General features: G+C 41.2%; 19 protein-coding genes. All 19 read left to right on the forward strand.

The window, feature by feature from the left end; genetic code table 11:
* The first annotated feature begins 25 nt into the window (after positions 1–25).
* The 19 genes from IGI88_RS17260 (at position 26) to IGI88_RS17350 (ending at position 22,165) form a co-directional block, all read left to right on the forward strand.
* Positions 26–3,097 carry a glycoside hydrolase family 3 C-terminal domain-containing protein gene (locus IGI88_RS17260; RefSeq protein ID WP_429960039.1) on the forward strand — a complete coding sequence of 1,024 codons (3,072 nt, stop codon included), beginning with the start codon at positions 26–28 and terminating at the stop codon, positions 3,095–3,097.
* Positions 3,097–3,555 carry a hypothetical protein gene (locus IGI88_RS17265; protein ID WP_429960038.1) on the forward strand — a complete coding sequence of 153 codons (459 nt, stop codon included), beginning with the start codon at positions 3,097–3,099 and terminating at the stop codon, positions 3,553–3,555. The genes IGI88_RS17260 and IGI88_RS17265 overlap by 1 nt, the downstream gene beginning before the upstream one ends.
* A gap of 197 nt (positions 3,556–3,752) precedes the next feature.
* Positions 3,753–4,454: a LytR/AlgR family response regulator transcription factor gene (locus IGI88_RS17270; protein WP_087627605.1), complete on the forward strand. Its 702-nt coding sequence runs from the start codon at positions 3,753–3,755 to the stop codon at positions 4,452–4,454.
* Between the two features lie 27 nt (positions 4,455–4,481).
* Positions 4,482–5,819, forward strand: coding sequence for a GHKL domain-containing protein (locus tag IGI88_RS17275; protein ID WP_429960037.1), 1,338 nt, complete (start codon positions 4,482–4,484; stop codon positions 5,817–5,819).
* Positions 5,820–5,946: 127 nt separating this feature from the next.
* Positions 5,947–7,776 carry a translational GTPase TypA gene (gene typA, locus IGI88_RS17280; protein WP_005236363.1) on the forward strand — a complete coding sequence of 610 codons (1,830 nt, stop codon included), beginning with the start codon at positions 5,947–5,949 and terminating at the stop codon, positions 7,774–7,776.
* A 244-nt stretch (positions 7,777–8,020) separates the two neighbouring features.
* Positions 8,021–9,388 carry a 23S rRNA (uracil(1939)-C(5))-methyltransferase RlmD gene (gene rlmD, locus IGI88_RS17285; protein ID WP_010749606.1) on the forward strand — a complete coding sequence of 456 codons (1,368 nt, stop codon included), beginning with the start codon at positions 8,021–8,023 and terminating at the stop codon, positions 9,386–9,388.
* Between the two features lie 424 nt (positions 9,389–9,812).
* Positions 9,813–11,474 (forward strand): phosphoenolpyruvate carboxykinase (ATP), encoded by a 1,662-nt coding sequence (locus tag IGI88_RS17290; RefSeq protein WP_429960036.1) that lies wholly within the window; start codon positions 9,813–9,815, stop codon positions 11,472–11,474.
* A gap of 74 nt (positions 11,475–11,548) precedes the next feature.
* Positions 11,549–11,977, forward strand: a complete 429-nt coding sequence (locus IGI88_RS17295; protein ID WP_008381416.1) for a VOC family protein — start codon at positions 11,549–11,551, stop codon at positions 11,975–11,977.
* Positions 11,978–12,308: 331 nt separating this feature from the next.
* Complete coding sequence (locus IGI88_RS17300; RefSeq protein ID WP_275626148.1) at positions 12,309–13,139, forward strand: prenyltransferase; 831 nt, start codon at positions 12,309–12,311, stop codon at positions 13,137–13,139.
* Positions 13,140–13,246: 107 nt separating this feature from the next.
* Positions 13,247–13,939, forward strand: coding sequence for a response regulator transcription factor (locus IGI88_RS17305; protein ID WP_008381414.1), 693 nt, complete (start codon positions 13,247–13,249; stop codon positions 13,937–13,939).
* The gene (locus tag IGI88_RS17310) at positions 13,932–14,915 is read left to right on the forward strand and encodes a sensor histidine kinase (RefSeq protein ID WP_429960035.1); all 984 of its coding nucleotides are present in this window, start codon (positions 13,932–13,934) and stop codon (positions 14,913–14,915) included. The genes IGI88_RS17305 and IGI88_RS17310 overlap by 8 nt, the downstream gene beginning before the upstream one ends.
* 93 nt (positions 14,916–15,008) lie before the next feature.
* Positions 15,009–15,767 (forward strand): ABC transporter ATP-binding protein, encoded by a 759-nt coding sequence (locus IGI88_RS17315; protein ID WP_086332323.1) that lies wholly within the window; start codon positions 15,009–15,011, stop codon positions 15,765–15,767.
* 3 nt (positions 15,768–15,770) lie between these two features.
* Positions 15,771–17,744, forward strand: a complete 1,974-nt coding sequence (locus IGI88_RS17320; protein WP_429960034.1) for an FtsX-like permease family protein — start codon at positions 15,771–15,773, stop codon at positions 17,742–17,744.
* Positions 17,745–18,045: 301 nt separating this feature from the next.
* Positions 18,046–18,729, forward strand: coding sequence for a M23 family metallopeptidase (locus IGI88_RS17325; RefSeq protein ID WP_275626146.1), 684 nt, complete (start codon positions 18,046–18,048; stop codon positions 18,727–18,729).
* 142 nt (positions 18,730–18,871) lie between these two features.
* On the forward strand, positions 18,872–19,408 hold the full coding sequence (locus tag IGI88_RS17330) for a CDP-alcohol phosphatidyltransferase family protein (RefSeq protein ID WP_429960033.1): 537 nt from the start codon (positions 18,872–18,874) through the stop codon (positions 19,406–19,408).
* Between the two features lie 140 nt (positions 19,409–19,548).
* Positions 19,549–20,532 (forward strand): serine hydrolase domain-containing protein, encoded by a 984-nt coding sequence (locus tag IGI88_RS17335; RefSeq protein WP_275626145.1) that lies wholly within the window; start codon positions 19,549–19,551, stop codon positions 20,530–20,532.
* A gap of 268 nt (positions 20,533–20,800) precedes the next feature.
* Positions 20,801–21,166 carry a hypothetical protein gene (locus IGI88_RS17340; RefSeq protein ID WP_429960833.1) on the forward strand — a complete coding sequence of 122 codons (366 nt, stop codon included), beginning with the start codon at positions 20,801–20,803 and terminating at the stop codon, positions 21,164–21,166.
* A gap of 171 nt (positions 21,167–21,337) precedes the next feature.
* Positions 21,338–21,466, forward strand: a complete 129-nt coding sequence (locus IGI88_RS17345; protein WP_429960032.1) for a hypothetical protein — start codon at positions 21,338–21,340, stop codon at positions 21,464–21,466.
* 234 nt (positions 21,467–21,700) lie between these two features.
* Positions 21,701–22,165 carry a hypothetical protein gene (locus tag IGI88_RS17350; RefSeq protein WP_008381399.1) on the forward strand — a complete coding sequence of 155 codons (465 nt, stop codon included), beginning with the start codon at positions 21,701–21,703 and terminating at the stop codon, positions 22,163–22,165.
* Positions 22,166–22,189: the final 24 nt, after the last annotated feature.

Consider the following 22,189-nt stretch of genomic DNA (forward strand, 5'->3'; position numbering starts at 1 on the left):
GTGATTAAAAAAGGAGGAAATTTCTATGAATCAAAATTTATCACGACTATGCAGAGGGGTGACGGCACTGTCATTGTCCATGTCAGGTGCTTTGATGGGCTTGACCGGCGTTGCAGATCAGTGGCGCCCGATCATTGATGGTGCCCTTGGGACTTCAAGTACCAAAATCATCAATGATGACAAATTCACTTCTGATTACGAAACTAGTGCGGAGCTGATCCAAGCACATCGTGACCTGGGTGAACGAATGTCAGCAGAAGGGACCGTTTTATTAAAAAATCAAAATCAAGCGTTGCCCCTAGCGGAAACAGAGAATCGGGTCACCTTGTTGGGGATGGGGAGTGCTTATCCATTTTTAGGTGGGACAATGGGGAGTACCGTTGTTGGTGATTCCCAAATCAATCTGCAAGAAGCTTTAGAGGAACGAGGATTTGAATTAAATCCTACGATGACGGAGATCTACAATGGTCTGGGGGAGATCCAGACCGGCTCTTTTGAGCGTTTTGGGAATACCGTTCCGATCTACGGGCATCGTCCAGCTAATTTTTCAACCCCTTATGAACCATCTGAACCAGCAACAGATCTTTATGAGACGGCACAAAATGATGATTCCGACTTTACAGAAAGCTTTGCTGAGTATAATGATGCCGCCATTGTGGTGATTTCACGACCAGGCTCTGAGGGCAGTGATTACTATCCTGGAGAAAAAGGCATCGATCAAGAAGTTTATGGGACGGATACGCCGCTAGGTCTAGTTGAAAATGAGAAAGCCTTGATTGAGCTTGCGAATGAAAACTTCGATCGCGTGATCGTTATGATCAACAGCAGTTCGACGATGGAAATCGACGAGCTGGAAAAAGACGATGCCATCGATGCTATTTTGTACGTTGGGTTCCCTGGTGCTTATGGCTTCTTAGGTGTTGCCGATATTTTGACGGGAGCAGTCAATCCTTCAGGACGCTTGACGGACACCTATGCTGTTGCAACTGCGAATTCCCCTGCAATGCAGAATTTTGGTAAAATTGAGTTGGATGATCTATCTCAAATTCGTTTTGAGGAATCCTTGATGGGGGAACTGCCAGCAACTTCTCCTTTAGGAAGCTTTGGTGGGGATGCGTCATTAGCTGCCGACCACTACTTGATCCAAGCCGAAGGAATTTATACCGGTTATAAATATTATGAAACCCGCTATTATGATACAGTGGTCGGTGCTGGACAAGCCGATAGCAACGTCGGTGCGATCGATGGGGCAGACGTTTGGGATTATGCCAATGAAGTGACCTATGATTTTGGGTTTGGTCTTTCTTATACGACCTTTGACCAGCGTTTAGATGCGATCGATATCGACGAAGAAAACAATAAAGTAACTGCGACAGTGACTGTTACCAATACAGGAAATGTAAGCGGTAAATTTGCTAGTCAGCTATACTTTAATGCGCCATACACGGACTATAATCGTGAGCAAAACATCGAAAAGGCAGCTGTCAATCTCATCGGATTTGAGAAAACAGAGCTATTAGAGCCTTCTGAATCGCAAACAGTTACGATCGAAGTTGACATGAAATATATGGCTAGCTGGGATTCGACAGCGAAAGACGGATTAGGCGGGTATATTTTAGATGGCGGCGATTATTATTTTGCTGTTGGTGATGGAGCACACGAAGCCGTCAATGCAGTATTGGCAGCTAAAGGGCATGATACCGATGGAAATGAAGCTCAGGTAGTGAGTGTGGCGATCGGTGAAGAAGGAACCGTTGACGAAGAAACATTTGCTTATTCTGAAAATGGCACGGCGATCGTGAATCAGCTGGAAGATGCCGACATCAACTACTACAAACCAGACTATGCCACCTATCTTACTCGACAAGATTGGGCAGGAACTTTTCCTCGAACCTATGACGATTTGACGATCGACGGTGACAAAGTGGAAGAATGGGTCCAAAACCTTGCGAATGAAAACTATCAATTTACGGAAAATGGGGAAGCCAATGTAGATGGAATCGAAGACCCATTGATGTTTTCTGATATGGCAGGGGTCACTGACATCGATGATATTCGTTGGGATCAGCTAGTCAATCAGATTCCTTTAGACATTTTGATACCGCGAATCGCTAAAGGTGGAAGTACGAGTGATGTCATTGAAGAAATCAATTCGCCACTCGTTTATCAAAATGACGGTCCGAATGGTTTCGGCACAACGCTAAGTGGTCGAGGGTTAAATGAAGAGGATGAAAATGCTGATTACCATCTAGGAACGATGGCAAATGCTACGATCATCGGCAGCACCTTTAGTCATGAGCTGGCAGAAGAATGGGGCAACTTACTTGGTAATGACGGTCTATGGAGTGGAAATTACTTGATTTGGGGGACAGCAGCTAATATTCATCGGACCCCTTACAACGGAAGAAACCATGAATACTATTCGGAAGACCCAATGTTGTCTAATTATATGTCGGCAAATACAGTCAAAGGTGCCTTGGACTACGGAATCATAATCGGTCCAAAACATCTGGCATTTAATGATCAAGAAACACAACGAAGTGGCATCGCGCCTTATATGACGGAGCAAAAAGCCCGTGAAGGCGATTTACGTGCCTTCCAAGGATCATTTGAGGATGCGGGCGCGTTAGGCGCAATGGTGACCTTCAGCCGAATCGGTGCAACGAATGGGAACAATTCTGTTTCAATGCTGATCAACATCTTACGAGAAGAGTGGGGCTTTAACGGACTATTGACGACTGATATGGTCAACAATAACGGCTATTTCCGTCCAGAGTCGATCATTATGGCTGGCGTTACGATGATGGCAGATTTTGCTTCAAATGAGACCATGGCGAATGTTTTAGAGGCCTGGCCTTACTTGACCGTCGATTTGGCGGCACAAGATGCCCAATTTGTTGAGCAAGCGAGAGAAAACATGAAGTATCAATTATACGCCTATGCCCAAAGTGCTGCCCAAAATGTTCAAACGATCCGCATCACCCCATGGTGGGAGACCGCTATGACAGTAGGAATCTATGGGGGTCTTGCATTAGCAGTCATTAGCTTAGGCGGTTATGTCTTTATTTCAGTGAAAAAGAAAGGGGCGGAAAAATAATGGCAATGATAAAAAAACAAAAAATCAGTATCTATATCTATCTACTGGTTTTTCTCCTTACGACGAGTTTGGTCTTCTTGTATATCTCCAACGTTAATAAAGCGTATTATCAAGACATGCAAGTCAATGTTTTGTATTTGTTAGCAGCAGCGCTAGTATTCCTGCTTTTGACGATTGGGCTATCCTTTTATGCAAAAACCAAATCTCTGCTAATGGCAGCTGATATCAGTCGTATCGCAGCTAGTTTATTGATTATCTTAGGTGGAGTGCGCTTCATCAGCATGCGACTTGAATCCTTTGGCTATATTTTCGGCTCTAACCTTGAAATGAACAATGAAGCGGCGTTCGATGCGGGCTCACAAGCCATCATGATCATCGTTATCTTCGTAGCCACTTGGTTGATCTCTGTCATCGCAGCCTTTTTCGATGTTGGACAGAAGAAAACAGTTACTGGTTAAAGCGATAAAAAATAAAGCATAGAGATGACGTGAAAGCGTTCGTTCTCTATGCTTTTCCTGCGTAAAAACAATCGATTCACAAATAACGAACTATGTTAAAATAAAAAAAGAAAAACGACAAAAAAAACGCTTTACTTTTTATGAGGAGGGAGATTGAATACTATGACTATAAAAAAACGCAGCGGGCTGGTGAGCGCATGATCCGTGTTGGAATCGTGGAAGATCAAGAAGAATATCGGCAACAGCTCTTGTCTTATTTACAAACTTTTCAAGAAAAAGAAGGAGTCGTTTTTCAAGTAGAAACCTTTCATGATGGGTATGATTTCGTAGAGCGTTATGACTCGGAATTTGATTTGCTGTTGATGGATATCCATCTACCATTGATCGATGGAATGTCAGCGATCGAGGAAATTCGCAAGCGGGATTCCGATGTCTTCGTCATTTTTATTACCAGTACGGCGCAATATGCAGTCAAAGGCTATGATGTCAATGCAATTGGCTATATCCTTAAACCCTTTAATTATTATTCGTTGTCGGAGTATTTAAAAAAAACAATCAAGCGACTGAAGATGAAAGAAGACAGTTTTCTGCGTATTAAAGCCGGACAGAATTATTATCGCGTCAATCAAGACGCGATTCAGTACGTGGAAAGCCAAGGACATAAATTGATTTTTAAATTAACGGATCAAGAATTAGAATCGATCGGTGTCATGCGGGAATTGGAACAGCAGTTACAACCAGATCGTTTTTTACGGATCCATCGTGGGTTTATTGTCAATCTGAGGCATATCACGGGTATTAATCATTCGACTGTGATCGTTGGAGAAGCAGAGTTGCCTATCAGCCGAGGAAAACGCAAATTGATCATGGATACACTGGCGAAACAATGGCATGTCTAAATGACTATTAGATGAGGTGAAGCAATTTTGTCCCCGTATCAACTATCAGAAACTCCAGGTATGTTTTATGCGATCGCTTATTGGATGAGTACCTTACTTTTCGTATTACTGACGAAAACAGAGAAGCTAACCAAGAAAAAAATTGGGCGGGTCTTTGTATTCCTTTTGATCTTGTATCTGCATATGGAAATCATCAATGCCGATGTCTCACAAGTCTATTTTATTCCGATCATTATCATTTCAGCACTTATAATGTTTCTATTTCTTTTTACCACTGCTGAGATTCCGTGGAAAAATGCCTTGTATTTCACTGCACGGGCATTTATCGTAGGTGAATTTGCTGCATCACTCACGTATCAAATCTACTATTTCCTTGTACTGGATTTCAAAGTTTCCTTCGATTATATCGGGACCTATGCGTTTATTTTTTTGGGATGCAGTATGCTGTTAGGCCTTTTGTACAAATTGGAAAAACGATTTGTGATCGAAAGTGCCGAACAAGTGATCACCTATCGAGAAATCACTTCGGTGATGATTATCGTGATCGTTGTTTTCACCATGAGCAATATCAGCTATGTGTATCAAAATACTCCTTTTAGTGGCAGCATGGCTAGAGATATTTTTAATATTCGAACGATGGTGGATTTTGGGGGAGTGGCGCTGCTGTTTGCCTACCACGTTCAATTGAATGAAATGAAACAAAAATTTGAGGTTCAGAAGTTAGAAAGCTTGCTAAAAAATCAAATAATCAATTATCAAACCTCGGAAAGAAGCATTGAGATCATTAATCAAAAGTATCACGACCTGAAACACTTGATCAATATTTTGAAAAATGATCCTCTCTCACAGGAGACACAGGATTATTTGGCTGTCATGGAAAAAGAAATCAACTCGTATGACTTAAGGATGGACACTGGCAATAGTGTGTTAGATATTGTTTTGACAGGAAAACAAATCTTTTGTCAGAAAGAAAAAATCACCTTCACCGTGATTGCAGATGGGGCAAGCCTTTCTTTTATGAATTCAGTGGATATCAGTACGCTTTTTGGTAATATTATCGACAATGCCATTGAAAGTGTCCGCAAAATCACCAAAGAAGATAATCGCTTGATTCAATTGAAAATCAGCCGTAAAGGGGAGATGCTTTTGATCTGCCTAGAAAATCGCTACGAAGAACCCTTAACGTTTGAAAACGGCTTGCCGATCACTACCAAGAAAGACAAACATTTTCATGGGTATGGATTAAAAAGTGTCCGCGAAACGGTGAATAAATACAAAGGAACGATGGTGATCCAAACAGAAGATGGCTGGTTTGAACTGAAATTGCTGTTTCCCGTAAGGCATTCTATGCCAAAACGAGGATAAATTGGAGCAGATATCGCTAAGATGTCTGCTTTTTCTGTAAAAATGAAAACTTTGCACTATATTTCAGAAAGAAATTCTGGTATAATGGCTTGTCGAGTGCAATGTCACCAAAAAAGGAGTTTATAAATTGAATATTAGAAATGATATCCGCAACGTCGCTATTATTGCCCACGTTGACCACGGAAAAACTACATTAGTTGATGAATTATTGAAACAATCCCAAACGTTAGATAGCCATACCCAATTACAAGAACGGGCGATGGATTCAAATGCGATCGAAAAAGAACGTGGCATCACGATCTTAGCGAAAAATACAGCGGTTGAATACAACGGTACAAAAATCAATATCATGGATACCCCAGGACACGCGGACTTTGGTGGTGAAGTAGAGCGGATCATGAAAATGGTCGATGGTGTTGTTTTGGTTGTTGATGCTTATGAAGGAACGATGCCTCAAACACGTTTCGTATTGAAAAAAGCGTTGGAACAACACTTAGTGCCAATCGTAGTTGTCAACAAAATCGACAAACCATCTGCTCGTCCTGAGCATGTTGTCGATGAAGTCTTAGAACTATTTATCGAATTAGGTGCCGACGATGACCAATTGGACTTCCCAGTGATCTACGCTTCTGCGATTAACGGAACTTCAAGTGAATCAGATGATCCTGCTGATCAACAAAAAACGATGGCACCATTGTTTGATACGATCATCGAACATATTCCAGCGCCAATCGACAACAGCGACGAACCATTGCAATTCCAAGTATCATTGCTTGATTACAATGACTACGTTGGACGTATCGGTATTGGCCGTGTCTTCCGCGGATCAATCAAAGTCGGCGACCAAGTTGCATTGATGAAATTAAACGGAGAAGTTAAAAAATTCCGTGTGACGAAACTTTTCGGTTTCTTCGGTTTGAAACGTTTGGAAATCCAAGAAGCCAAAGCCGGTGATTTGATTGCCGTTTCTGGGATGGAAGATATCTTCGTTGGTGAAACTGTTACACCAATCGATCATCAAGATTCATTACCTGTTTTACACATTGATGAACCAACTTTGCAAATGACCTTTATCGTGAACAATTCACCATTTGCGGGTCGCGAAGGAAAATTCGTAACCGCTCGTAAAATTGAAGAACGCTTAATGGCGCAATTGCAAACAGACGTTTCATTGCGTGTGGATCCAATCGGACCTGACTCATGGATCGTTTCTGGACGTGGCGAACTTCATTTGTCAATTTTGATCGAAAATATGCGTCGTGAAGGCTTTGAATTGCAAGTTTCTCGTCCAGAAGTTATCGAACGCGAAATCGATGGCGTGAAATGCGAACCATTTGAACGGGTGCAAATAGATACCCCAGAAGAATACATGGGATCAGTAATCGAATCATTGGGAATGCGTAAAGCAGAAATGCAAGATATGATCAATACAGGGAATGGACAAGTACGGATCATTTTCTTGGCACCAGCTCGTGGCTTGATCGGTTACACGACAGAATTCCTATCAATGACTCGCGGCTACGGCATCATGCACCACACCTTCGATCAATATTTGCCAATGATCCAAGGACAAATTGGTGGCCGTCATCAAGGCGCACTTGTATCGATCGATACAGGAAAAGCAACGACTTACTCGATCATGAGTATTGAAGAACGTGGAACGGTCTTCGTTGAACCAGGTACCGAAGTGTACGAAGGAATGATCATTGGTGAAAACTCTCGTGACAAAGACTTAACGGTCAATATCACGAAAGCAAAACAAATGACCAACGTCCGTTCTGCAAACAAAGACCAAACCTCAGTTATCAAGAAACCTCGTATTCTTTCTTTGGAAGAATCACTGGAATTCTTGAATGATGATGAATACTGTGAAGTAACACCAGAAAGCATTCGTTTAAGAAAACAAATCTTGAACAAGAGCGAACGGGAAAAATCACAGAAAAAGAAAAATAACTGATAACTAAAACAGTGATCAAAAGTTTTAAACACTTCTGATCTGTTCGATTTTCCGAAGGATGGAAAAGGGATTGCTCCTGTGTTGCAGCGGCTCTTCGCCGCAGGACCCAGAAAAAGCAATCAGCCGATTTCCCTCCTTCGGTTCTTTTTTGCTCGAAGTCAAGTTGAACCGTTAGAATAAACACCGCTTGCAATTTCGGCCATTCCTTTTTAAAATGAAGAAAGCAAGCACAAAGGAGAAATCTATGAAAAATTATCCTGTTAAAAAGAATCAGGAACTTGAAGTTGATATTTTGGATCTTTCCCATGAAGGAAATGGGATCGCCAAAGTCGATGGGTACTTATTATTTATTGAAAACACCCTGCCAAATGAACGTGCCTTAGTCAAAGTGTTGAAAGTCGGCAACAAATTTGGTTTTGCCAAAGTGATGAAATTGTTGCAAGCAAGTCCTGATCGGCAAGAATTGCCGAATGAAGCATTGTTGCGCACCGGGATCGCTCCATTGAGTCATTTGAGCTATGACAAACAATTAGCCTTCAAACAGCAGCAAGTAGAGAATGTTTTGGCTAAAATCGCCAAATTGCCTGAAATCACAGTCAATGCGCCAATCGGAATGGAAAAACCATTTGGTTACCGCAACAAAGCGCAAATCCCTGTGCAAAAAATCCATGGGGAATTAACGACTGGATTTTACCGAAAAAACAGCCATACTCTGGTACCGATCGAAGACTTTTATATTCAAGATCCAAACATCGATCAAGCAATCATCAAAGTCAGAGATATTTTGCAGCGGTTCAATGTCAAAGCCTACAATGAAGAAGCCCATGAAGGGTTCTTACGCCACATTGTCGTTCGTCGTGGGCATCACTCAGGTGAAATGATGGTCGTATTAGTGACACGTAAACCGAAATTCTTCAAAGGAGAAGAAATCGCGGAAGTGATCCACGAAGAGATTCCAGAAGTTGTTTCTGTCATTCAAAACATCAATGAAGAAAAAACCAATGTGATCATGGGGGAATTCGAGCGTGTGTTGTATGGCAAGTCATCGATCGATGATCAATTATTAGGTAAAACCTTCCAAATCTCAGCGAAATCTTTCTACCAAGTCAACACAGCGCAAACAGAAGTCTTGTATCAAACCGCCTTCGAGATGGCGCAACTGTCTGAAAATGATGTCGTTGTGGATGCTTATGCAGGAATCGGAACGATCGGGATTAGTTTGGCTGATCGCGTGAAAGAAGTGTTAGGGATGGAAGTCATTCCTGAAGCAGTGAACGATGCCAAAGCCAATGCCAAAAGAAATGGTGTCGAAAACGTGCATTACTTTATCGGTAAAGCCGAAAAAATCATGCCGCAATGGCTACGCGAAGGCATTCAACCGACAGTCGTCTTCGTTGATCCACCTCGCAAAGGTTTAGATGCTAGCTTTATCGAAACGACTGCTGCGGTTAAACCAGAGCGCATCGTTTACATTTCCTGCAATCCAGCAACCTTGGCTCGTGATCTCGCGTTGTTTGCGGAAGAAGGGTATGTGACAAAAGAAGTTCAACCTGTAGATTTGTTCCCACAAACGACCCATGTGGAGTGTGTCGTGTTGTTAGAACGTGGTTAAGAAACAACAAGTTTTTTTCAGCAATTTTGATTTTGAATTCTTTTTATGGTAAATGTCATAAAATCTTACGATAGCAAAGTTACTAGAGAAAGCAAGTCAATTGAGAAATAAGCAACTAAAACCCATCTGTCTATCTAGTTACGTCGATTGTGACGTTTAGAATGGATGAAATATAAAACCAGAAACTGGAACAGAAAGACATTCTTTTTTGTTCCAGTTTTTTTGTTCTTTCTCACTAATGATGAGCGGGGACAAAATCAATGCAAAAAGCAGTGAAGCTACAAATATGCAGACAGCCAAATCCTTTAACAAAATGGTTTGTCGGCAATTTATAGTTAATGTGTATAAAAATATGGCGTGTGGTGATTAGAAAGTATTATAATAAACGTAGTGAATAGAAAATTTTTGTTAGGAGGGATTACACATGGCAACGATTCGTGCATTTTCACACAAAGAGATTACACCGCAGAATACGCATTTGTCGAGTTTTAAAGTGTTGATAGAGTCAGCTTTTTATGGGAACAATGTCACTTGGATTCATGATCTAGCCACGGCCTATTGCTTAGCAAAAGAATCTTCTGGTGCTATTCTTACGGATATGCGGGTCACACACACCAAGGAGTTAGGACTACCAGAGGATGCTAAAGTCATCGTGTTTAATGACGGAAAAGTTGTTGGACGGACAGCGGCAGCTCGACGCATCATCGGACATCCCGGGATTGATCGAAAATTGTATGAAGGGATTTTAAGAGATGCTTTATTTCAAGGGACACGTAAAAAATTCTATGGCGGTGAAGTTGTTGTAGGGTTAGACGAAGCGTTTATGGTCAAAGCACACCTGTTGCTACCAGAGTACTATGAAACCAATTTTTATTCTTATTTGTTGAATTTTCAAATGCTGACGAAATCATGGCAGGAAAGGTATCAACACTCCAAGAACTATCCAGAGACAGATATATTCTTGTACGCTGATCCGGACTGGACACATCCTGATTTTCCCTATGGGCTATCTCTCTTTGATCCTGAACACAATGTTGCGGCAGTCTTAGGCTTAAACTATTTTGGTGAATTGAAAAAAGCGACATTAACTTTGGCTTGGGCTACCGCGCATCGCAATGGCTTTGTGGCGTGTCATGGAGGAATGAAGCAATATCAGCTACCGAATCGAACATTTACGATGGCTGCTTTTGGTCTTTCAGGATCAGGAAAATCGACCATTACATTGGCAGAACATGATGGCAAATATGATATCAAGGTTCTGCATGACGATGCATTTGTGATTAATCAAACAAATGTTGCGTCCACTGCTCTGGAGCCTTCTTATTTTGATAAAACGCAAGACTATCCATTAACCAACCCAAATGTCCGCTACTTTATCACCTGTCAAAATGTTGGGGTTACTTTAGACGAGGAAGGAAAAAAGGTCATCGTCACCCAAGATATTCGTAACGGGAATGGTCGAACCGTCAAATCACGGTATGTCACACCTAACCGGGTGGATCATTTAGATTCGCCGATCGATGCAGTATTTTGTATCATGAAAGATGACACGCTACCTCCTGTAGTAAAAATTGACGATCCGATTTTAGCCGCTGTTTTTGGTTTGACCTTAGCTACGAAGCGCACGACAGCTGAACATGTTGTCGAGACCACGGATATAGATAAACTGGTCATCGAGCCTTATGCCAATCCATTTAGAGTCTATCCTTTAAAAGAAGATTTTGCCCATTTCATGAACTTATTCAAAGAAAACCAAACGGCTTGTTATATTCTAAATACAGGCTTTTACAAAGACAAGAAGGTCACACCTGAAGTCACGCTGACATCGATTGAAAAAATTGTGGAAGGCGAGGCCAATTTTAAGAGGTTTGGTGAAATCACAGAAATGAGTTACCTGCCAGTAACAGGGTTCGAAGTCGATTTTCAAGATGCCTCCTATGTTGCTCATTTAAGAGAGCGGATGCAAGGACGGCTGGACTTTATTTTGGCTCAAGAAACAGAAAATGATGGCTATAATAAGTTGCCTAAAGAGGTAGCAAAGGCAATGGGAAATGTGATTTCTACATTAAATGAGCTTCCTGGCTAATCCCATTGAATCAAACTTCCGCAAGCGGCTTTTCTTCCTGAAACACTTATTTTGTTAGCCAGTAAGGAGCGATTATGAACATTCAGTTTCACCATATCCAAATCACAGTCAATGATGTAAAAAAAGCAGAAGGTTTTTATGATCAATTATTTGCACTATTAGGTTTCGACCTTCAGAAGAAATATTCTGGGTATTTAGAACATGCCGATATGGAAGTAGTAGAATATATAGGGGATTCATTTGATTTCGGTATTTGTTCCCCACGAAAAGAATGGAAGAAGGAGAAAATCGATTCAAGAAAACCTGGCTCGGTTCAGCACATGGCGTTTAAGGCGGAAAGCCGCGAAGTAGTAGATGCGATCTTTCCCAAAATAAAAGCCTTAGGGGTAAAGATCCTTCACGATCGACCAATGGAGTACAAAGAGCGCATCGCTCCTAACTACTATGCCTTATTCTTTGAAAGCCCAGAAGGCATTCGTTTTGAACTATTTCATTATGCCTGATTCCTTTAACTAGAAGAGTGTGGCATTAAATTATTGCGTGAGCGCGTTCTTATTAAGGTGATCTTTCATTAAGGGGCTAGCATAATCAGGCGAGTTTAGAGAGAAACTTTTTTAGAACCTGTCATCAGGAAAATCTGAACACTCTTGTTTTAAGTACGTCCATCCTGAAAAACTCGTTGGTTCCTAAAATTTATTTGGACAATTCGAATACAAAAATCTAACTCATGTGTTGAAAAACGTCGATTTTATCATTCTAGAAGCTGTTGCATTGTGGGTCAATAAGGGTTGTTGCGTTGATTGCAGGGCACTTAAGAAATGGAGGAGGAACAATATGGATCAGACGGTTCAGCAAGATATCGAAGCGATCATTTCCCGTCAATATGATCATGGCGCCGATTTATGGTCGACGCCAGACCATAAATTACTGAAAGGAGCACCCTTTACAACCTTAGAGTGTCCTCATTATTTGCTTGAACTTGGTATGTCGCCTGAGGAGAACTTATTAAAAGAGACCGCTGCATTGATCTTTCAAGGATGGAGAGAAGATGGCAGATTTAAAATTTCGCCAACAGGGGGGATTTATCCCTGTCATACAGCGCTGGCTTTGCGAACGCTGTGTGCTCTTGGTTACGCAAGGGACCCGCGGCTACAACAGACCTTTCACTATTTTCTTGCTACTCAGGAAACAGATGGCGGCTGGAAGTGCAATAAATACAGTTTTGGTCGCGGCCCGGAGACCCGCTATTCAACCCCGATGACGACGTTAACGGTCCTTGATGCCTTTCGATATACTCATGATCGTGAACAGATGGAAACACTTAATCAAGCAATCGAATGCTTGCTTGCTCATTGGGAGATTCGTCAGCCAATCAGTCCCTGTCATTACGGAATGGGCACATTGTTTATGCAGACAGAATACCCCTTTAGAGGGTACAATCTTTTTTATTATCTGTATGTCTTGTCTTTTTATCCTTCTGCCAGAAAAGACGCACGGTTTCTGGAGGCTTTGCAGCAGTTTGAATCGAAAGTTAAAAATGGCAATGTTATTGTAGAACGGGTTGTACCAAAACTGGGGAAACTGAATTTTTGTAAAAAAGGACAAATTAGTTCCTTCGCCACCCGACGGTACCAAGAAATCCTTGCTCACTTGGCAGAAGATTAAGGAAAAAACAGTCCTTTGGAATGTTCCTCCATCTAGACGATTCTTTTTCTTTTCTGGTACACTGTCTCTAAAGAACCGACCGAATAATCAACAGAGGGGAGAAAGACATGCAAAAAATCTATCTGGTTGAAGATGATGCGACGATCGTCTCTGTTTTAGCCGATTATTTGCAGCAGTGGGGATACGAATGCCATTCGGCCAAGAATTTTGCTGAACTCTTGCAAGAGTTTCACGACATCAAACCTGATCTCGTTCTTTTAGATATCTCCTTGCCTTATTACAATGGGTATCATTGGTGCCAAGAAATTCGCAAGGCGTCAGAAGTACCGATCATTTTTCTTTCGTCGATGGATCAGCAGATGAATCAAATCATGGCGATGAACATGGGGGCGGATGATTATTTAACAAAACCCTTTGATTTAGCCTTCGTTTTGGCAAAAATCCAAGCGTTGCTGCGGCGCAGCTATCAGTATAGCCACCAACAAGCGCTGACCTTTGACATAGGGCAAGTAACCTTTTATCCAACAGAAAATATATTAAAAAATCAGGGGGAACAGTTGCCGCTTTCTCCAAATGAAGCTCGGATTCTTTCCTTGCTTTTGCAGCATCGAGGGAAGATCGTAGCCAAAGAGACCATCATTGAAATGCTCTGGAATAGTGAAGAGTTCATCGATAACAATACATTAGCAGTCAATATGACTCGTTTGCGAAAAAAATTGAGCCAGATCGAACTATCCGATTTGATCCAAACGGTAAAGAATAAAGGCTATTTGATAGAAAAGGAACACGCCTATGACTAATGTGAAAGAATATTTCGTGTTGTATGGAAAGTTTTATCTCGTTTACCTGCTATTTAGTGCGGGTCTACTAGGGTTATTCTTTCTTCACAGCCTTCCATTAGAACCCTTCATTGACTATGCGGTTTTTTCAGGGGTGATTTTAGGAGGTCTTTCCCTTTTTCATTATTTTCGTTACGCACAAAAAAGAAAGCAGCTACAGCATTTATTAAGAAAAGAATGTATGACGGAAGCGGCGTTGGCGTTCTTGCCTGCCACTCGAAATCGTTTAGAAGACGAATACCAAGCCCTTCTAAGGCAGCTGGCAAAAGAAAAAACGCTGTCCGATTACAAAGCAACCATGAAAAATGAAGAAATTTATGAAGATTTCGGTTTGTGGCTTCATCAAATCAAAACACCTCTAGCGGCGCTAGATCTTTTGGTTCAAAGCGATACCCTGTCACCGACGGAGGTCAAAGCGGAATTATTTAAGGTGAACGATTACTTGCAAATGATGTTGAATTACTTGCGACAAAATTTAGCGAATGATGATTTTGTCTTTGAGTCGATTGCTTTAGCGCCCCTTGTTCGTCAAACAATCAAAAAGTATGCCTTGTTTTTCTCGAAAAAGAATCTGCAACTGGATATGGCAGTGGATTTGACGGTGACATCTGATCGAAAGTGGCTCATTTTTATTTTTGAACAGGTTCTTTTCAACAGCTTGAAGTATACCGAAACCGGTGGCATTAATGTTTTCACTAAAGACAATGCCTTGGTGATTCAAGATAGCGGCCTTGGTATTCGTAAGGAAGACTTGCCGCGGGTTTTTGAGAAAGGGTATACGGGACACAATGGTCGGTTTCAGCAACGAGCGAGCGGGCTAGGCTTATATATGAGTCAACAAGCGGCTGAAAAAATCGGCTGCCGTTTATCGATTGATTCTGAAGTTGGACAGGGAACTACCGTCACGCTTCATTTTCCCACCACAAATAGCGAGTAACCGCAAACTTTCAACACTGTAAGTTTGCGGTTTTTATTGTAAGTCGCTTTTTTCTGCTCGTCAGCTTATTCTAAATAGGAGGGAGGGAACAAGATGACACTTTTAAACATTCAACAAGTTAAAAAAATCTATCAAAGCCAACTGAATGGGCAACCCGTCGAAGCGTTGAAGAATATCACCTTTAAGGTAGAAGAAGGGGAATATGTAGCTATCATGGGGGAATCAGGTTCGGGGAAGAGTACGCTACTGAACTTGATGGCGACGTTAGACCAACCGACAGCGGGTGAGATGCAGCTGAATGGCATCGATTTGACCACCATCAAAGAAAAAGATGCAGCAAGTTTTCGACGGGATCACTTAGGCTTTGTCTTTCAAGACTTTAATTTATTGGACACTTTTACGGTAAAGGACAATATTTTATTGCCATTAGTTTTATCGAAAGTTTGCGTCAAACAAATGGAATTGCAGCTTCAGCCTATTGTACAAACTTTAGGGATCGCCGATTTATTGCAGCATTACCCGTATGAATTGTCTGGCGGACAAAAGCAACGTGTTGCCGTCGCACGAGCGATCATCACAAAACCAGAACTGCTATTAGCAGATGAGCCAACCGGAGCGCTGGATTCGAAAACCTCTGATCAACTACTGACATTATTTCAGCAGATCAATCAAAACGGACAGACGATCGTGATGGTCACCCACAGTTCGATCGCAGCCAGTCGCGCACAACGCGTCTTGTTTATCAAAGACGGGTATGTATTTCACCAGTTGTATCGAGGAGAACGGAGTGATACCGCTTTTCTAGAAGCAATCGCCGAAACAATGACTGCTGTTTTTGCGAAGGAGGAGTAACGAATGTTCTTTCAAAAAATCGCCTTCTCCAATTTACGTAAAAATGCCAAAGCCTACACACCCTTTTTAGTATCCATGAGTTTCTTGGTAGCTGTTTTGATGATGACGCAAATCATCGTGAACAATCCGGGGATGAAGGAACTTCCTAGTAGTCAAAGCGCCATTTTCATGTTTCATTTAGGAAATATCATCCTGATGATCTTTGCGGCGATCTTTTCCTTTTACACCAATAACTTTTTGATCAAGCAGCGAAAAAAAGAATTTGGGCTCTACAATGTTTTGGGACTAGGAAAACGCGAGATAGCCTTCGTGGTCTTTTGGGAACTCTTTTACAGTTTTCTTATTAGTCTTGCGGCCGGACTGATCAGTGGCTTATTGTTTGCACGATTAGGATTTTTGATCCTGAAGAAAATCTTAGCCGTAGGCGAATTCTTTGTTTTTAAACTTTCATTTGAGAGCATTGGATTTGTGATCCTCTATTTTATGTGCGTGTTTGGTTGTCTATTTTTAATTGACCTGTTGCAAGTACGCAAAACCAACCCACTTCAACTGCTACAGGGAAGCAAGCGTAATGAAAAAGAGCCTCGTGCGAAAGGCATTTTAGCACTATTAGGTGTCCTTTGTTTAGTAGCCGGCTATACGATCTCTGTGACGATCAAGTCTCCCATCAGTGCCTTAGGCCTGTTCTTTGTCGCAGTGATCCTCGTGATTTTAGCCACCTATCTGTTGTTTATTTCTGGCAGTATCAAAGCGTTGCAGTTTTTAAGAAAACGAACGACCTATTATTATCAAACGACCCATTTTATCAATGTCTCTACCATGCTGTATCGGATGAAACAAAATGCGGCTGGTTTAGCAAGTATTTGTATTTTATCAACGATGGTGTTAGTGACAGTTGCTACGACCGCCAGTCTTTATTTTGGACAAAAGAATGTGATCGAAACCCGTTTTCCTTACGATGTTCAAATTGAGTCAGCGGCTGATTCCCAGCAAATCAACACAGTGATTGATGGACTTGAAGAGAAGCTAACGATCAAAGAGCGCCAGCAAGTCACTACAACAAGACCGTTGCTTTTTACCTTTGAGGAACCAAATTTTGTTCCCTCAACCACTTTTGAAGAAAATAGCGGTAGTTTAGATAAAGCCGTGTATCTTATTTTTCTTACCAGTTCTGAATACCATGAAATCACCGGGAAAACAGGACCCGCTGACGATGAACTATTCGTTTTTCCCGCAACTTGGACCCAACAAGCATTACCAGAAAAGACGACGATCGATGATCGTCAATTTCGCTTGCGGGAATTGAAAGAACTGCCAACATTCACGAAAACAGAAAACCCGGTTCAGCATCTTGTTCTCGTGGTGGATGATCAATGGCTTGCCGAAAAGCTAAGCTCTTGGTATCAAAATAATGATTTTCAACTTTACCAGCAACCAGTGACAACAACAGTCTTTAATTTTCAAACAGCAGAAGCAAGCGATCGCGAAGCGATCGCAAAAGAGATTCGCAGCGAACTTCTGGCAGCAGATGCTCATGCGAGCGTTCAGTCAAAAGATCTTTTTGAAGGTGAGACCAAAACCTTTACCGGCGGCTTCTTCTTCTTAGGCTTGATTTTTGGTGTGGTCTTTATTTTAGCTGCCGCATTGATCATTTATTATAAACAAGTTTCCGAAGGGATGGAGGACAAAGAACGCTTCGAGATCTTGCAAAAAGTTGGGTTAAGCCATAAGGAAGTCAAACAAGTGATCCAGCAGCAAGTCTTGATGATTTTCTCATTTCCATTGGCGGCAGCGATCATCCATCTCGCATTTGCTTTGCCGATGATTCGGAAGTTGTTGCTTCTTTTTGGTCTGACAGATCGCAACTTATTGATTACGGTATCGATGATCTCTGTTCTGCTGTTTACAATGATCTATTTAATGGTGTATTTCATCACTGCAAGAGTCTACTACCGACTTGTGGAGCGAAAACAATAGCCGTTAAAAAAAGTTAGTCGAACGAGTCGTCACCGACAGGACCTACAGTAAAATAGAATGTGAGAACGCCTCATCCATGAAGCGACTTCTAGAAGTTAGAATTTTTGATCTAACTTTTTGGAATCACTATATGATTGAGGTGTTTTTTTTAGCTACTCCTATTAGCCCACTTTTTTAGAGTTGAAAAAAAGGCTTAGGTGACCTATAGTGAAAAGGAGTAAAGCACAGGTATAGATTGCCGCGAGGCTGATAGTCATTTCCAAATAAAAGAGATCATGTGATCCAAAAAGGAGAAAGTCCTATGAAAGAGCAGTCGATAACCATTGAATTTCCCTTAAGAGGTGAGTGGCTTGCGCCGACTACACCAGCCAAGAAGATTCCTAGTCATGGCACCGATCGAATGGGGTTACGTTATGCGTTTGATTTTTTACAAGTCGATTTTGAGGGGAAAACAAAAGCTTTTCACGACCGAAGCTTTCTGCGCTATTTCTTCTTAGGAGTTCCCCTTGAGAACTGTTATTGTTGGGGCAAAGAAATCTATGCGCCCTGTGATGGTGAAGTGATTGTTGTAAGAGAGGGCTATCAGGAACGCAAAGTCGTTCATTGGGTTGTCGATTTTTCGATCGCTTTAAAAAATGGCTTGTTTTTTAATGAACAAAAAGATGAGTATCAACAAATAGCTGGCAACTACATTGTGATAAAAGCTTCTGAGGGCGTATATATGGCATTCGTCCATTTGCAAAAAGGATCCATCAAAGTTTCCGTAGGACAAAAAATCACCAAAGGGATGGTGATTGGCAATGTCGGGCATTCCGGCAATTCGACTTCACCTCATTTGCATTTTCAAGTGATGGACAGTAACGATATCGCCTATGCAAAAGGGCTGCCTTGTCGCTTTGAAGAATACGAGGTTTACCGAGCAGGACGATGGATAAAAGTTCGGAATCAGATACCAGATAGTACAGAACGGATACGATTTTTATAGGAGCATTAGGGACTAGCTGTGAGACTTTGATAGGGGGCATCGCCGAAATGCTTAGAAGAAAGAACATTTTAACGTTTCTGAGCTTCTTTAAAAAACTTGCAACAATCTTAGGTATTCAGAAAATGTATTTCAGGGGGAACAAATGAAGCAATTACCCAATATCATTACTACTTCTCGACTGATTCTAGCACCACTTTTACTATTCCTTCAGCCAATGTCTGGCTGGTTTTGGCTGCTTTATTCCTATTGTTTTTTAAGTGACCTTGTCGATGGGCTACTAGCAAGAAGGATGAACCTCACGAGTGAGGTCGGTGCCTTACTAGATAGTTTCGCAGATGTAAGCTTTTTTCTCGCTGTCTTTCTTTCTTTTCTACCGCAGCTTTTGGAAACCCAAACGATCATGGTTTGGATCTTGGTGATCGCTATCATCCGCTTCGTCAGTTATCTGATTGGCTATGTAAAATTTCAGTCTTTTAGCAGTCTGCATACATGGCTCAACAAAGCAGTCGGATTTCTTTTATGTATTTTTCCATTGCTGCTCATAATATTCCATGAAAGAATTGTTGTCTTGATTTTGGGAGTCATCGGCACTATTTCAGCATTAGAAGAATTGCTGATAAAGATACTCGCAAAAAAACTGGATAGAAATCAAAAATCGATATTCGAAAGTTTTATGTAAGGTACCTCTATCATTGAGGGCCTTTTTTGTTTGTTCCTCTGAAGTAGTCTTTTAAAAGTCCTTTCAAAAACAATTTTAAAAATAACATTGAAAACAATTTTTAATGGTACTATGCTTATCTTTGAAGGGAGGCTTCACAAATGAACAGACAAGAACTGCATGCATGTATCAGTAAAAACCAGCCCAATATTTGCCAAATTTCTGCCTACCAAAATGGAAAGGAAGTTTACTCGGATGAATGGCATGAGTATAAGCCAGACGATACTTGCCACCTTATGTCCGCTACGAAAAGTATCGTTTCTCTACTAATCGGAATAGCGATAGATCAAGGCCTCATCAGGAGTGTCAATGACAAAGTACTCGATTATTTTCCAGACTATTCCGTAAAACGGGGCGAAAAAACGATTCACGATATTACCATCAAACACCTATTAACGATGCGAGCCCCGTATAAATGCAAAGGTGATCCATGGACAAAAGTTTGTTCGAGTGACGACTGGACCAGCGCCTCCCTTGATTTATTGGGAGGAAGAAAAGGAGTGACAAATGAATTCAATTATCAAACCGTTTGTCTGCAGATCCTCACTGGTTTGTTAGAGAAAGCTTCTGGAATGACGACCGTTGATTATGCGAACCATTATTTATTTCGCCCTCTTGGTGTAGCCGAAATAACCAATTATTATGCGAAAACGGCACAAGAACATAAGCACTTTACAATGAGCAAGGCACCAAAAAAACCAGTTTGGTTTTGCGATCCTTTAAATATTGGGGCGGCAGGTTACGGGCTATGCCTTTCAGCAAAAGATTTAGCCAAAATCGGTGAGCTATGCTTGAACCAAGGCATCCATCAAGGGAAACAAGTGATTTCCTCACAATGGCTCACTGAAATGGTCAATCCGCTAGAGACAAACATAGAGAAATTTCAAAACATGAGTTATGGATATTTGTGGTGGATTTTGGATACTGAGAAAAGCACCTATGCCGCCATCGGTAATAGCGGAAATGTCCTTTATATTGATCCCGAATCAGATTGCGTCATTGCTATTACGGCTTATTTTAAGCCAACTGTCTTTGATCGAATCGACTTTATCGAGACAGAGCTAAAACCGTTCTTTTTGCAATAATGAGCGTTAAGAAAAAGCAGTCTACTGTCAAAAGTTGATTGCTTTTTTTGTAGGCGAAAGCTTTATGATCCTTTTAATGACTATGGCGAGCAGGTGACTACGGATAAAGCTTGGCTGCTAGTCTTTTATGAATTTAAAATCTAGCAATTTGATCCCGCATATAGGAGGCCAAATCAATAATAAACGGAAGATAAATGAGAAATGAATAAAATGACCAAACTATCAACGGCGTAAACTTGGTATACTATAATTGAGAAGAAAATCACAAGTGAAAGGAGCGGTCGGAGTGTTTTCAGAAATCAGTATTTATCAAGTAAAACCAAGTGAAGTCGATACCTTTGAAGCAATCATGCAGGAAGCAACAGAGGCAATGAAGGCCATGGAGGGGGCTTTGTTCTTTCGATTAATGAAACGAACCCATTACATTAAAGAAATGAGCACCATCAAGGAAGGACGCCTGCCTGATCCATTGACAAGAGTCATAAAATGTGTGAAATATGCCCACAATTGGGAGTTTGATACCGAAGAAAACTATGGCAAAGCCCAAAAAAGGCTGTATGAAAGCTATTGGAAAGCAATCGAGAAATGTTTGATCGTTCCCCACGACAAGCTTTTAGGGGAAGTGATTGAGTGATCGTTTTAGTATCGGATGCTCTTCAGATGAACGGACTTTTTGTTGCAACTGTTTAGAAATTATAGGGAAAAATACAACGGGATGTTAAAAAGTCATTCGAATGTTGAATCGACGACTATTAGTTGTTTAAATGCTCTGTTTCTTGAGGGAATCGGAAAGGAGGAACACACGATGGGACAGGTTGCATTTCATAACTTATACAAATTAATAAAAGGTGCTTCAACAGCAGAATTTGTTCCAGTCGTTGAACAATTCAACCGTGAATACATTTTCAAACAAAGAGGATACCGTTCTTTTTAATGATTAGTAGATTGAGAAATTTGGGCTGACATCACCAAGTTCGAAACGAAAGAAGATGCGGAAACATTTGACCAATGCGGTATCCCAGATGCCTTTGCACAAATGTTTTTATTCATTCATCAATCGAAACAGTTGCAGCTCTCACCTATACACGATTGAAAAAATGTTCCAATAACCATTCAGTATGGAATGGACAACGCTAAAAAACAATTCATATGAAAAGAGGAACTTCTTATGACAAAAACAGCAGAATGGTATCAAGGAAAAGCTGGGCGGGCAGAACATTTGGTCTATTTAAATAAGGAAGCCAAAGAGCTTGAGAAACTGATTCATGGCGACAAAACAATGATCATTCGGGGGGCAGCTGGCAGAAAATCACCCTTAGGAGGAAGAGCCAAAATCAACGATCTTGTTTATTTTGTGGAGACCGGCGGCGATTTGACCATCACTCATCGGGGCATCATTGCCAATGTGACTGAATCTGAAAAGATGACGAAAGAAGAATCCATAGATTTTGTAGAACGCTATGAAAAAGAGTTGAATCTATCGAAAAAGCAAGTCGATCGTTGGGCAGGGAAAAAGTATCTAGCGGTCTATGAAATCGCTGAATTAGAAGAAATAACGCCATTTCAGTACAATCGTGAAAAAAATATGGACGATTGGGTCATCACTGATGATATCAACAAAATTAAATTGTAACGTAGCAAAAACCTAAAAAAAGCG

The sequence above is a fragment of the Enterococcus sp. AZ179 genome (assembly GCF_050498885.1).
Taxonomy (GTDB): domain Bacteria; phylum Bacillota; class Bacilli; order Lactobacillales; family Enterococcaceae; genus Enterococcus_D; species Enterococcus_D entomosocium.

What these genes read in the sequence shown, in the direction of transcription:
- IGI88_RS17315 (WP_086332323.1), top strand. Translation starts at nt 15,009, where the DNA reads ATGACACTTTTAAACATTCAACAAGTTAAAAAAATCTATCAAAGCCAA.
- IGI88_RS17260 (WP_429960039.1), top strand. Translation starts at nt 26, where the DNA reads ATGAATCAAAATTTATCACGACTATGCAGAGGGGTGACGGCACTGTCA.
- IGI88_RS17330 (WP_429960033.1), top strand. Translation starts at nt 18,872, where the DNA reads ATGAAGCAATTACCCAATATCATTACTACTTCTCGACTGATTCTAGCA.
- IGI88_RS17335 (WP_275626145.1), top strand. Translation starts at nt 19,549, where the DNA reads ATGAACAGACAAGAACTGCATGCATGTATCAGTAAAAACCAGCCCAAT.
- rlmD (WP_010749606.1), top strand. Translation starts at nt 8,021, where the DNA reads ATGAAAAATTATCCTGTTAAAAAGAATCAGGAACTTGAAGTTGATATT.
- IGI88_RS17300 (WP_275626148.1), top strand. Translation starts at nt 12,309, where the DNA reads ATGGATCAGACGGTTCAGCAAGATATCGAAGCGATCATTTCCCGTCAA.
- IGI88_RS17305 (WP_008381414.1), top strand. Translation starts at nt 13,247, where the DNA reads ATGCAAAAAATCTATCTGGTTGAAGATGATGCGACGATCGTCTCTGTT.
- IGI88_RS17325 (WP_275626146.1), top strand. Translation starts at nt 18,046, where the DNA reads ATGAAAGAGCAGTCGATAACCATTGAATTTCCCTTAAGAGGTGAGTGG.
- IGI88_RS17320 (WP_429960034.1), top strand. Translation starts at nt 15,771, where the DNA reads ATGTTCTTTCAAAAAATCGCCTTCTCCAATTTACGTAAAAATGCCAAA.
- IGI88_RS17265 (WP_429960038.1), top strand. Translation starts at nt 3,097, where the DNA reads ATGGCAATGATAAAAAAACAAAAAATCAGTATCTATATCTATCTACTG.
- IGI88_RS17290 (WP_429960036.1), top strand. Translation starts at nt 9,813, where the DNA reads ATGGCAACGATTCGTGCATTTTCACACAAAGAGATTACACCGCAGAAT.
- IGI88_RS17350 (WP_008381399.1), top strand. Translation starts at nt 21,701, where the DNA reads ATGACAAAAACAGCAGAATGGTATCAAGGAAAAGCTGGGCGGGCAGAA.
- IGI88_RS17310 (WP_429960035.1), top strand. Translation starts at nt 13,932, where the DNA reads ATGACTAATGTGAAAGAATATTTCGTGTTGTATGGAAAGTTTTATCTC.
- IGI88_RS17345 (WP_429960032.1), top strand. Translation starts at nt 21,338, where the DNA reads ATGGGACAGGTTGCATTTCATAACTTATACAAATTAATAAAAGGTGCT.
- IGI88_RS17270 (WP_087627605.1), top strand. Translation starts at nt 3,753, where the DNA reads ATGATCCGTGTTGGAATCGTGGAAGATCAAGAAGAATATCGGCAACAG.
- IGI88_RS17295 (WP_008381416.1), top strand. Translation starts at nt 11,549, where the DNA reads ATGAACATTCAGTTTCACCATATCCAAATCACAGTCAATGATGTAAAA.